A 12,101-nucleotide genomic window follows, 5' to 3' on the forward strand; every position below is an offset into this window, starting at 1 on the left:
CGGCATGTGCACCGGGGCCATCGGCACCGATACCGGCGGCTCGATCCGCATCCCGTCGACGTGGTGCGGTCTGTTCGGTCTCAAAACCCAGCGCGGCCGGATCTCGCTGTCGCCGCACGACGACGCGTGGTGCGGGTTGAGCGTCAACGGCCCGATAGCGCGTTCGGTGATCGATGCGGCGTTGTTTTTAGATGCGACGACGACACCGCCCGGCCCCGACGGCGGGTTCGTCGCCGCGGCAGCGCGCAACCCGGGCCGACTACGAATCGCCTTGAGCACCAAGGTTCCACCCCCGTTGATGGTCAAGTGCGGCAAGGAGCAAAAGGCGGCGGTTCACCAGGCAGGTGAGCTGCTCCGCGAGCTTGGCCACCACGTCGTGGCCCGCGACCCCGACTATCCGCCGACGGCGATCTCCGGAAACTATTTGCCGCGCTACTTCCGCGGCATTTACGACGACGCCCGCACCCTGCCGCATCCCGAGCGGCTGGAGGCGCGTACCCGCAACATGGCGCGCATCGGTCGCCTGATCTCCGACCGGCGGATCGCAGCGGTGCGCGCCGGTGAGGCGGCGCTAACCGCCAGGATCCAGTCGATTTTCGACGACGTCGACGTGCTGCTGACTCCGGCGAACGCCACCGGACCGCCTCGCGTCGGCGCCTATCAACGCCGCGGCGCGGTGTCGAGCTTGCTGCGGGTCGCGCGCCAGGTTCCGTACTTCGAGATCTGGAACCTGACCGGCCAGCCCGCCGCTGCGGTGCCATGGGGGTTGGATCGCGACGGGCTGCCCTTCGGTATTCAGCTGGTTGGCCGGCCCTACGACGAGGCGACGTTGCTTGCGCTGAGCACCCAGATCGAGAGTGCCAGACCCTGGGCGCACCGGCGCCCGCCGGTGTCATGACCGCGAAATCACTTGCCATGCCGTCAGTTTCGTGTCAAGCGGGACGGCATTGGCCGGACTGGTCGACGGCAGGCGCTGATAGCTGACCGGCGCGTCGATCCGGACCAGCCTGCCAAACACGGTGGCCGCCTTCTCGCCATTGAAATACACCCGCGTAATCGTGGGGTAGTTCGCGAACAGGTCGGCAAAGTCATTGACCACCATGCTGTTCGGCTCGATCTTCGCATCCGAACTACCGGCGCGGCGGCATCTGCGCAGCACATCCCAGAGCGCCACCCCGTGTGATTGCAAAGCCGCCAACCGGCTCGCGTAGGGGGCGTTCGGATCGAATCCGAGCAGCTCAGCGGTAATTCGCCAGAACGCATTTCGCGGATTGGCGTAGTACTGGCGCATCCTCAGTGATTGGGCGCTGGGAAAGGAGCCCAGGATCAGCAGCCGGGCGCCATGAGCGGCAATCGGCGGTAATCCCTCCAGCAGCGGCGTGGTCATCAGCTCACATCATGCGCTGTGGGCGTTATACGTTGACCAGGTGGACGTGCCGGACGATCTGCTCGATGGCTTGGAAGGCAACGCGCGCACTGAACGCGCCGAGCTGATCGAATGGCTACTTCAACAAGGCATCACCGTCGACGAAATTCGGGGCGCGATCACTCCGATGTTGCTGGCGTCGCGGCGGCTGACCGGCGATGACGGCACCTATGTTTCGGCGCGGGAGATCAGCGAATCAACCGGTGTCGACCTGGAGTTGCTGCAACGGGTCCAGCGCGCCATCGGGTTGGCCAGGGTCGACGATCCCGACGCCGCCGTGCACATGCGGGCCGACGGCATCGCTGCCGCGCACGCGCAACAGTTCCTCGAAGTCGGCCTCGATCCGGAGCACTTGGTTCAGGTGGTGCGTGTTCTCGCCGAAGGCCTCTCGCATGCCGCCGAGGTGATGCGTTACACCGCGCTGGCGGCCATCCTCGAACCCGGCCTAAGCGAGCTGGAGGTCGCGAAGCGCTCCTACGCGCTGGTGAGCAGGATCGCGCCGCTGCTGGGCCCCTGGATCACCGACATGCTGTTCATGCACCTGCGCAACCAGATGGAGACCGAAGCCGTCAACGCCAGCGAACGAGCAGCGGGCGCACCGCTGCCCGGCGCACGCCACGTCGCCGTGGCTTTCGCCGATCTCGTCGGCTTCACCCGCCTGGGTGAGGTAGTGCCGCCCGAGGAGTTGGTGCAGCTGGCCGATCGCCTGGCCGGCCTTGCCCGCGACGTGGCCGTCCCGCCGGTGCGGTTCATCAAGACGATCGGCGACGCGGTGATGTTCGTCAGCCCCGATCCGGTGCCGATGCTCGACGCGGTGCTCAAGCTCGTCGAAGTCACCGACACCGACAACGATTTTCCACGGCTGCGGGCAGGCATTGCCGCCGGGCCCGCGGTAAGCCGGGCCGGCGACTGGTTTGGCAGCCCGGTGAATGTGGCCAGCCGGGTGACCGGCGTGGCACGGCCCGGCACCGTGCTGGCGGCCGAGTCGGTGCGGGAGGCGGTGGGGGACGGCTCAGGGTTCAGCTGGTCGTTCGCCGGCGGCCGCCACCTCAAGGGCGTCAAGGGCGAAGTTAAGCTGTTTCGCGCCCGGCGCGGCGAGAGCGGTGACGACGAGGCTTGCGGTTAGCCGTCCGGGATAAAAGAAGGGCAGACCCGGAGGACACTGGGGTTGCGTCTCATATATCCTGCGCGGCCGGCTCTGTCACCCCTTACACCGGCACTTCGGATCAGTCACTTCCGGGTCTGCTTCGCTACTAAAGCTACGCCGTCGACTCCGATGTATCAATGGTTTTCACCCTCATTCCCCTTGCTAGAGCCTTTCCTGGCGGGCGGAATCGCGGTTCTGCGTAAGCGCTGACAGCGTCGTGTTCGCTTCCGGAGAAACACCGTCGCTTTACTGTGTAATGGTGTAATCATGTAATCATGAAACATCATCACATCCATGGGCGGCGGTACGGCCGCCCCGGCGGCTGGCAGCAGGCGGAGCAACCGGACGCCAGCGACGCCGCTGAATGGTTCGCGGGACGCCTGCCCGACGACTGGTTCGACGGCGACCCGACGGTCGTCGTCGACCGCGAAGAGATCACCGTGATCGGCAAGCTGCCTGAACCCGAGGGCTCGGGACAAGAAGAAAGCGAAGCGCGCACGTCCGGACGTGTTTCGCGGTTCCGCGAGGAAACCCGACCGGAGCGCATGAACATCGCCGACGAGGCGCAGGCTCGCTACGGGCGCAAGGTCTCATGGGGCGTCGAGGTCGGTGGTGAGCGAATCCTGTTCACTCACATCGCAGTTCCGGTCATGACGCGGCTTAAGCAGCCCGAACGTCAGGTGCTCGACACGCTGGTCGACGCCGGCGTGGCCCGGTCCCGTTCCGACGCGTTGGCCTGGGCGGTCAAACTGGTCGGCGAGCACACCGAGGAGTGGCTGGCCAAACTGCGCGAAGCGATGGCAAAGGTCGACGACCTGAGAGCGCAGGGCCCGGACTTGCCGTAAAGGTCGGTTGGCTCACCTTCGCGGGACGACGACGACCGCTGTTGCTTGACCAGTATTGCGCACCGGCGCGCTGGAACGGGCCTGCAGCGCCGTGCAGAGGTCGTCGCTCTAGTAGCTGTCCAGCACGTCGCGCGCAACCCATAACCACCGGCAGCAGCAACACCGCGAACAGACCCCAGAGCGGGACGCAGGTCCCTACAGTTGAAGTACTCGCCGGTAACGCGTCAAAACGTGCATAGCGCCAACTGGAAGGAGGCTGCCGTGATCGATAGGGTCACCTTCTACTGCGACGATAAGCGACACGCGGCACAAGAGGTTCCGGCACTGCGACGCGACCCCTTTCCGGTGCTGCCCGACGATGTCTTCGTGGTCGCTCAGTTCGTGCGAACCGGCGACAGACCCGGCGAGTTGGTACGCGGCATATGGGAATGCCAGCCCGTCGTGCAACTGGGCGACCGCACCGTTTCGGTTGGTGCAGCAGGCGATACAATCCGCCACACGTGGGAACCGGAGTGTGGGTGGTGTCATCGGCTCGGTGGGTACTGGGCTCGCCAACAACGTGACAATCTTCTCGATTGGCTTGCCGGACGAGGAACAGAGATTACCGCCATATCGCTGAGAGCAACGGGCGCCCTTTACGACTATCTGACCGGCCCTCCATTGGCACGGCATTAACGCGCCGGAACGCTGAAGCGCGCCAATGCGCGGCCGACCCCCGGCGACTCACGACCCAAATATCAAAGATGCGGCGCGGCTGATTGCTCGTCGGCTAGAGGACATCTCAAGCGACGGCTGTGACCGGTCAGACCGCGCCGCGATATAAGTTATCGCCCTCTGCTCGACAATGAGTCAGCGACATGGAGGACTGTTTCACGTCCTCCCGACTAAACCAGGGAAACACACGATTTACCGGCCCAACGGACATCGCATCCTGAAGATTTCCATCAGTTCCGGCTCGTCGGCGAGGTACATCGGTGTAGACATACGGCTACGACCGATGGACGACAGTCGGGACCAGCTTCATCAAGGACGAATGCAATGACAATTCCTTCCCCGACTCCGACCACACCGGTGACCGTGACGAAATTGGGCAGCCGTGTCGGTGCACGCATTGACGGGGTGCGAATCGGCGGGGATCTCGACGCTGCCACGGTCGACGAGATCTACCGAGCGTTGCTGCGCCACAAGGTGATCTTCTTCCGGGACCAGCACCACCTCGACGATGAACAGCAGCATGCCTTCGCCAGGTTGCTGGGCACTCCGATTGGCCATCCGGTCCCGGATTACGACACCACGTCGATGATCACGCCGATCGACTCCAGAAACATCAAGGCGAACCATTGGCATACGGGCGTGACGTTCGTCGCGAACTATCCCGCCGCGTCAATCCTCCGCGCGGTCATCCTGCCGAGCTACGGCGGGTCGACGCTGTGGGCCTCGACCGCGGCGGGGTACAAAGACTTGCCCCAGCCGCTCAAACACCTCAGCGAGGAACTTTGGGCGCTGCACAGCAACCGATCGGATTATGCCGTCCCTGCGGCCGACACCATGACCGACCGGCAACGTGCATTGAAAGCGAGTTTCGAGCAGCCGGACTACCGCACTGAGCATCCCGTCGTGCGGGTGCACCCTGAGACCGGTGAACGAAGCCTGCTGGTGGGGGCAACCGTGCGTGGGTTCATCGGTCTGGACAGTTACGAATCACAAGTTCTACTTGAGTTGCTGCAACGGCGAATTACCTTGCCCGAGAACACCATCCGGTGGGACTGGGAACTGGGTGACGTAGCCATCTGGGATAACCGGGCAACTCAGCACCGCGCCATCCACGACTACGACGACCAGCGTCGGCTCATGCACCGCGTCACTTTGATAGGCGACGTGCCCGTAGATGTGCGCGGCCAACGCAGCCGCGTGATCAGTGGCGAGCTGCTGAAGGCCAGCGCCGGCTGACGACTTCCTCCGAGCGACTCTGATGTCGCAGGAGTCCGGCGCCGAACTGATCACGTCGATCGCCAACTATCGCAACTCACCTGGCAGCCGTTAGGGGCCGGCCTTTGCGCTGCTGAAATGCTGGAGATGCTCCGATATAGGTTGTCGAATCGGGCGATCCTGCGTGTCCAGCGAACGTGGGTGTAACCATTTGCTGGTGGCATTTGTACAAGGTCACGGGAGTGCCGCGACGGGCCCGACGTTTGTGTCACCACGGCATGTGGATCAGGCCATGCTTGAGAAGGCCACCCAGTGGTTCGCCCAAGCACGGGATGGCGATCAGCGTACCGGCCGGGCTAACCAGCGGCTCGAGCCGTGGGAGTCGATGCCTTTCACACGTAAGCCCGACCTACGGAGGCGATTGCGGCCGTACCCGGAAACTGGCCGCTGGATCGCCAGCCTCTCTTCTAGCGGGACCACCGCAGAACCCGTCGTGTCGCCCTGGTCCGAAGCCGACGAGCGGGTCGCGGATGTGACCATGCGCGCAATCCACAAGTTTTGTCCTCCCCTAGATGGCGCTCGATGTGCGGTGATCGCGCCCAGTCGGGCTCTCGCAGCGGCGTATTTCATGTGTCGGCAGATTGAAGTAAATGGAGGCATCCCGCACCTGGTCGCGCCAACCGATCCCGATACGATCTGCAGGGCACTTATAGCACAAGGAATCGAGGCGGTGTTCTCGCTGCCGCTGGTGGCGTCGCGGATCGGCGAGTACTTTACAACGACTCGCGGTGCACCACCTTCGCATGTCCGGCTGATCGTATGCGGCGGTGACGTGTTGTCTCGCGGGCGGCAGGCGATGTTGGCCGAGATGTGGGATGCCCTCGTGCTGAACATGTTCGGCTGCTCCGAACTGTTCGGCCCCGTTGCAGGTCCCGGTGAGCGGGGCGGTCCCATGAGCTGGCGGTGCGAGCCGGTGGCAGTCGAAGTGCTCGATCCTGTCACGCTCGCTCACTGCGGTGTGGGGGAGCGCGGCGTCGTGGTTCTCTCGACGTTGTGGCCGAAAGCCAGTCCGCTTCTGCGCTACTGGACTGACGACGTAGTACAGCTCGTCGATATCAGTCCTGCTACAGGAACGTTCGTTTTCGAATACATCGGGCGTCCACCGTCGATGCTGGACGTTGCGGGCAAAAAAGTACCGCTGCGCGACATCGATGATGCCTTGCTATCCGGTGGATGGTGTACCTCGGAGTGGTCCGTTCACCAAGCTCCCGGCCAGCTCCGCATCGAAGCCGAGACGGCGATGCGGCAACACGTGGCGCTGCAGGCTGTGCGGGAGGTGTTACATGAAGTCGTCGGCGCTCCCGCTGACTTGGTGCCGCGGAAGCCCGGAGCGCTGCCACGGGCGATGCCGAAGTTTGCGGTTGTGACTAGTGGCTATCGGTGACCGACTCCTTGGCTGTGCCAGCGAACCACTGCCCGGGTGTCGTTCATCGCCGACTCCTCAATCCGCCAAGTCAGGCGATCCTCCAGTCCCCGTGTCGATCAGTGCGAGCAATCACGCCGGCGACTGCACCACACCTGATGCAGGGCCGCGAGCCGCCCGCCGGGAGGGCGGGTCAGTTCGTCGCGGGCTGTCCCTGACGATACGGCGGTGCTCGAGGACAAGAGCCCGGTCAGCGACCGTCACCGCCGAAAGCTGCTGGGCGATGACGAGCATCGAAGCACACATCTCGCATGCTCGCCCGCCGCACTTTGGGTTAGCGCGTGATGCAGAAGTGGGAACCCTTACCTTCAAGGAAATTGCAGCAAATCCCTGCTTAAGACCGTGATAGTGTTCGCTTTCCTAATGCATGTGCGACTCCAATCGAATGACGGGAGGTCGCCATGGCGGTAGTGGTGCAATTGCCCTTCGAGCAGGCGCACCCGCTGCAGCTCGCGCCTGGGTTGCGCGAGCTGCAAGCCAAGGGAGTGGTCCACCGTGTTCGTACCGCATTGGGCGATCCGGCGTGGCTGGTTACTAGTCACGACGCGGTACGGCGACTGTACGACGACGAGCGGCTTGGTCTGGCTCATCCCGAGCCAGACACGGCGCCCCGGACGCACAAGTCGGCGATGTTCGGCGGACCGCAGCGCAACTTCGCCACCGAGCATGCTGACCACGCGCGGAAGCGCGCTCTGCTGCAACCCCACTTTGCGCCGAAGCACGTGCAGGCGCTGCGCGCGCGGGTCAATGCCCTGACCACTCGGTTGTTGGACGAAATGGCTGCCCAAGAGCCGCCGGCCGATCTGCACACTGCAGTGGCGCTGCCGCTGCCGATACTGGTGATTTGCGAGTTACTCGGGGTGCCGTACGAGGACCGTGACCAGTTTCGCGCGTGGATCACTGACGCCGCCAACACCTGCGACCGCGCCCGCTCCGAACAAGGCCTTAGCCGGCTGTTCGTTTACGGCCAGGAGCTGGTCGCCAAGAAGCGGCGGGAGCCTGGCCACGACGTTGTTTCCCGATTGTGCGCCACCGAAGGGGTTTCGGACGACGAGGCAGCCGACCTGTCGATGGGTCTGCTGTGGGCCGGACACGAGACCACGGTGGCCCAAATCGGGTTCGGTGCACTGGTGTTGTTGGCCAACCCGGAACAGTGGCGCACGCTCGCTGATGATCCCACGCTGGCCTCGGACGCAGTCGAGGAGACTCTGCGCGCAGCGCGCAGGGGTAGAGGCGTTATCCCTCGTTATGCGCGAACTGATCTGGAAATCGGCGGGGTGACCATCAAGGCTGGGGAGCTTGTGCTGCTAGGTATCGGCGCAGCCAACCACGACCCGTCGGTATTCCCCAACCCAGATCGGGTCGATATCACCCGTCCGGCGGCACGACATCTCGCCTTCGGCCACGGCGCCCGGTACTGCATCGGCGCGCCGCTGGCCCGGGTCGAGCTGCATGCGGTGTTCTACCAACTAGCTTCTCGGTTCCCGACCTTGCGCCTCGCGGTGGGCGTGGAGAAATTGACACAGCGGACCGACACATTGTTTGGCGGACTGACCGAACTCCCTGTGCGGTGGTGAGTCGCATTTAGGCATGACCAGTTTTCCGGCTACTGTCTCTGAAAACCGTCAGCGGCATGGTCTCGCCGTTCACCTACCGCCAATCGGACGTGTCAAAAGATAATGCAACAATCGCTGCGCCTACCGTTCCCCGTACTGCTCATCGTCGAGATTGAGTAGCGCCCCACTGGTGCCGATGGCGGCGACCCGCTGCGCCCGGCTCCGCCGCGCTTGCGGTCGCCACGGTAATCGTGAATCCCTCGCGCAAGCGGGGAACGAGTTCCGCGGCAGGGCGCTCAGACATCTGTCAGAGGTTGATCGTCGCCAGCCGCACTGAGCCCTCGAGCTTACCGAAGATGTGCGCCGCCAGCTGGGCAGCTGCGATCAGCGTTTCGGTGCGTGCGTCCGAAGACGTCGTTGCAGCGCTGTAGAGGAGGCCGAACAGCTTGCGGTACAGGCTGGTGTCCACCGAGAGTCGGCGGTAGTGGTATTTGTTGAGATGCGACGAAGCCATCCCATACTGGCGCCATTTGCTCAACGTCGCACCGAGTGTGTTCGGCATATCGGCGACCACAACGGCATTGGCGGTGTGCAGCAGGGTTCCGGTATTGAGGTTCAGCACTCGGAACATCAAGTCGATATCTTCTCCAAAGTTGGAGAACCTCTCGTCAAATCCGCCGACCCGTTCGAGAATGTCGCGTCGGTACGCGCAGTTGGCGGTGACCAAAGCACCGTCGAGACGCTTTGCGGTGATCCTGCGCGATCCGGCCTGATGTCGAAGGATTACATTCAACAACGTTCGCGCGCAGACAGTTTCAAATACGTTCTGGGGCTCCGCGGTGAGCCGACCGCCCACGCCCACCACATCGGGACCGCTCATCGCCGCTGCCATGAGATTTTCGGCCCAGTCTGGCGCTGGCCGGCAGTCACCGTCGGTGAACAGCACCCATTCAGCGGTGCACCACTTAAGCGCGACATTGCGGCCCGCGGCAGCATGCCGACGCGGGTTGTCGACCAAGATCACCGCTGGGTCCACGGCGACTGCTTCGCGGGTGCCATCGGTGCTGCCACCGTCGGCGATAATCAACTGAGTTATCGGATAGGTCTGGTGGCCAACCGATTCGAGCAGTCCGCTGATCCCGGACGCTTCATTGAGCGTGGGGACTACCACGGAGACCGAAGGCGGCGTCACGACGGATTCACAGCGACGTCACTTCGATTGGTGGCCGCGGCACAATGAGGGTGGTTTCGCGTAGAAACACGGTGATCCACCGCGATGCTGATCACCACCGCACCGGGAGTTCGGGCAGCCCGCCGAACAACATGCCGGTCCGCAGTGTCAAATCCTCGATACCCACGGCGAGCCGCAATGTCGGGAACCGAGAAGCTAGTTGGTAGAACACCGCATGCAGCTCGAGCCGGGCTAACGGCGCGCCGATGCAGTATCGGGCCCCGTGGCCAAAGGTCAGATGTCCCGCTGCCCGTCGGGTGATATCGATGCGATCTGGGTCGGGGAATACCAATGGGTCGTGGTTGGCTGCGCCGACACTTAGCAGCACAAGGTCCCCCGCCTTGATGGTGACCCCATCGACTTCTAGGTCAGTTCGCGCATAACGAGGGAACACGCCTTCGCCCCAACGCGCCGCGCGCAGAGTCTCCTCAACCGCCTTCGCGGCCAACGCGGGGTCGTGTGCGAGGGCGCGCCACTGTTCCGGGTTGGCCAACAACAGCAATGCGCCCAGCCAGATGTGGGCGGCCGTGTTCTCGTACCCCGCGAACAGCAGTCCCATCGACAGGAAGGCGGCCTCGTGGTCAGAAACCCCCTCGGTGGCGCACAACCGGGAAACCACATCGTCGCCAGGCTCCCGCCGCTTCTTGGCGACCAGCTGCCAGCCGTAGGCGAACAGCCGGTCGCGGCCTAGTTCGGAGCGGGCGCGGTCGCTGGTGTTGGCGACGTCGGTGATCCATGCGCAAAACTGCTCACGGTCCTCGTACGGCACCCCGAGCACCTCGCAAATCACCAGTATCGGCAGCGGCAGCGCCACTCCTGCGTACAAATCCGCCGGTGGCCCCTTCGCAGCGAGCTCGTCTAGCAACACGGTGGTTAGGGCGTTCACCCTCGGGCGCAACGCCTCCAAACGCTTTGCCGTGAAGTGTGGCTGCAGCAGTGCGCGCTTGCGGGCATGGTCGGCCGGCTCGGTGGCGAAGTTGCCCATCGGCCCGCCGAATATCGCCGACTCGTGCATCCGGGCCGCCTTGTCGGGTTCGGGGTGGGATAGGCCGAGCCGCTCGTCGTCGTAAAGTCGCTGCACCTCGGCGTGGCCGGTAACCAGCCACGCCGGATCGCCGTGCGGGGTAAGAACACGATGCACCACACCGTGGGCTTGCAGCTCGCGTAGCTGCGGTGCGAACTGCAACGGATTCGCCCGCGCGAACGGCAATTGCGCCACGGCGACCATGGGGCGATCGTATTAGGTGGAGTCACCCCTATAAGGGGATTGGATCAAATCACCATCCTTGAGCAAACGGTGTTGATGCAATGCGGTAATCAGGCATTCAGCCACGTCAATTCGCCGCGTACGAAGTCTTGAATGTGGTCGATCGACGGAACCTGGCAGGCTTGCCGGCGCTTGGTGTTCTAGCTCGCCAAGTGCCAGATCCTACGGTCTGTCCAGCTTCGGGGGTCGCTCCAGCGCTCAGGGCCCGCGGTCATGCCGGCAACCGGCGCCCGCACCAGCAGTGGTGCCTGTTCCTCCACCGCGAAGAACCACTTGCCGGAGATGTGGAGATCCCAAGGCGCCGGTAGTGAAATGGCGGGATTTTGTCGCTACGACCACCGGTGGTTGTGAACCGCGTTAGTCTTATTCAGATGCGCGAGGGGAAAGGATAATGGACTTCGGTATTACTGCGGAGCAGGCGCAACTCAGAGATCAGGCCGAGCAGTTCGGCCGCTCGGTATGCGATGTTCCCGCCGAGGAAAGCACTCCGGGAGACCAAATATGGAGAAAACACTGGTCACAATGCGCAGATTTTGGCATTCAGGGGCTTTTCATCCCGCCCGAGTACGGTGGACAGGGCTTAGATTTTGTGACCACGGTCCTTATCCTCGAGGCTTTGGGTTATGGTGGTCGAGACAATGGCCTGATTTTCGCCTTGAATGCTCATATCTGGTCTGCGATGCTGCCGATCTGGCTTTTTGGGGACGAACAACAGCGCCGTCGCCTACTCCCGCCGCTGTGTGACGGGTCATGGGTGGGAGTTCAGGCGATCACCGAGCAAGGATCGGGTTCGGACGCGTTCGCTGTGAACACCACCGCCAAGGAAGACGGCGATCATTGCCGCTTGGACGGATTAAAGGTTTTCATCTCGAACGCGCCGGTGGCGGACGTCTTTATCGTGCTGGCTCGAACGGGAGGCGAAGTCGCGTTATCCGGCTTGACCGCTTTCATCGTGGAACGCGGGACTGACGGGCTCGATGTCGGTCCCCGTATGCGAACCCTCGGGCTGCGCGCGGCCGCCCTCGGGGAAGTCTCGTTCAGGGGTTGCCGGATCCCGAAGAGCGCTGTTCTCGGCGGCTGGGGCAATGGTGCGACTGTCTTTGCCACGACGATGGAGTGGGAACGCAGTTTCATTATGGCCTCCGCCGTGGGAACAATGCGCCGCCAGCTCGAGGAGTCGATCTCGTATGCACGGACTCACCTCCGCTTTGGTCAGC

The 12,101-nt window shown here is 63.5% G+C and carries 11 protein-coding genes; 8 read left to right on the forward strand and 3 right to left on the reverse strand.

Going from position 1 to position 12,101, the window contains the following annotated elements; all coding sequences use genetic code 11:
• Positions 1–898: amidase (locus ACFE99_RS16015; protein ID WP_375486960.1), on the forward strand; the 898-nt coding region annotated here is incomplete at its 5' end.
• Here the strand turns inward: ACFE99_RS16015 and ACFE99_RS16020 are convergent.
• Positions 893–1,387 (reverse strand): DNA-deoxyinosine glycosylase, encoded by a 495-nt coding sequence (locus tag ACFE99_RS16020; protein ID WP_375486962.1) that lies wholly within the window; start codon positions 1,385–1,387, stop codon positions 893–895. The genes ACFE99_RS16015 and ACFE99_RS16020 overlap by 6 nt on opposite strands.
• 16 nt (positions 1,388–1,403) lie before the next feature.
• Here ACFE99_RS16020 and ACFE99_RS16025 point away from each other — a divergent pair, with 16 nt between their 5' ends.
• The 6 genes from ACFE99_RS16025 to ACFE99_RS16050 all read left to right on the forward strand — a co-directional run bounded on the left by ACFE99_RS16025 (position 1,404) and on the right by ACFE99_RS16050 (position 8,407).
• Positions 1,404–2,552 (forward strand): adenylate/guanylate cyclase domain-containing protein, encoded by a 1,149-nt coding sequence (locus ACFE99_RS16025; protein WP_375486980.1) that lies wholly within the window; start codon positions 1,404–1,406, stop codon positions 2,550–2,552.
• 296 nt (positions 2,553–2,848) lie between these two features.
• Positions 2,849–3,418 (forward strand): hypothetical protein, encoded by a 570-nt coding sequence (locus ACFE99_RS16030; RefSeq protein ID WP_375486964.1) that lies wholly within the window; start codon positions 2,849–2,851, stop codon positions 3,416–3,418.
• Between the two features lie 201 nt (positions 3,419–3,619).
• Positions 3,620–4,093 carry a hypothetical protein gene (locus ACFE99_RS16035; protein WP_375486966.1) on the forward strand — a complete coding sequence of 158 codons (474 nt, stop codon included), beginning with the start codon at positions 3,620–3,622 and terminating at the stop codon, positions 4,091–4,093.
• A 363-nt stretch (positions 4,094–4,456) separates the two neighbouring features.
• Complete coding sequence (locus ACFE99_RS16040; protein ID WP_375486968.1) at positions 4,457–5,368, forward strand: TauD/TfdA dioxygenase family protein; 912 nt, start codon at positions 4,457–4,459, stop codon at positions 5,366–5,368.
• A 709-nt stretch (positions 5,369–6,077) separates the two neighbouring features.
• Positions 6,078–6,791, forward strand: coding sequence for a hypothetical protein (locus ACFE99_RS16045; RefSeq protein ID WP_375486970.1), 714 nt, complete (start codon positions 6,078–6,080; stop codon positions 6,789–6,791).
• Between the two features lie 440 nt (positions 6,792–7,231).
• Positions 7,232–8,407: a cytochrome P450 gene (locus tag ACFE99_RS16050; RefSeq protein WP_375486972.1), complete on the forward strand. Its 1,176-nt coding sequence runs from the start codon at positions 7,232–7,234 to the stop codon at positions 8,405–8,407.
• 286 nt (positions 8,408–8,693) lie between these two features.
• On the opposite strand, the gene ACFE99_RS16055 is transcribed toward ACFE99_RS16050, so the two are convergent.
• On the reverse strand, positions 8,694–9,578 hold the full coding sequence (locus ACFE99_RS16055; RefSeq protein ID WP_375486974.1) for a glycosyltransferase: 885 nt from the start codon (positions 9,576–9,578) through the stop codon (positions 8,694–8,696).
• Positions 9,579–9,669: 91 nt separating this feature from the next.
• Positions 9,670–10,845, reverse strand: a complete 1,176-nt coding sequence (locus ACFE99_RS16060) for a cytochrome P450 (RefSeq protein ID WP_375486976.1) — start codon at positions 10,843–10,845, stop codon at positions 9,670–9,672.
• A gap of 430 nt (positions 10,846–11,275) precedes the next feature.
• Here ACFE99_RS16060 and ACFE99_RS16065 point away from each other — a divergent pair.
• Positions 11,276–12,101, forward strand: an 826-nt coding sequence (locus ACFE99_RS16065; protein WP_375486978.1) for an acyl-CoA dehydrogenase family protein, incomplete at its 3' end; no start/stop codon positions are given.

This window comes from uncultured Mycobacterium sp. (genome assembly GCF_964249325.1).
GTDB lineage: Bacteria > Actinomycetota > Actinomycetes > Mycobacteriales > Mycobacteriaceae > Mycobacterium.

Coding starts and splice junctions, on each gene's coding strand:
- ACFE99_RS16050 (WP_375486972.1), top strand. CDS start 7,232: ATGGCGGTAGTGGTGCAATTGCCCTTCGAGCAGGCGCACCCGCTGCAG.
- ACFE99_RS16030 (WP_375486964.1), top strand. CDS start 2,849: ATGAAACATCATCACATCCATGGGCGGCGGTACGGCCGCCCCGGCGGC.
- ACFE99_RS16020 (WP_375486962.1), bottom strand. CDS start 1,387: ATGACCACGCCGCTGCTGGAGGGATTACCGCCGATTGCCGCTCATGGC.
- ACFE99_RS16040 (WP_375486968.1), top strand. CDS start 4,457: ATGACAATTCCTTCCCCGACTCCGACCACACCGGTGACCGTGACGAAA.
- ACFE99_RS16060 (WP_375486976.1), bottom strand. CDS start 10,845: ATGGTCGCCGTGGCGCAATTGCCGTTCGCGCGGGCGAATCCGTTGCAG.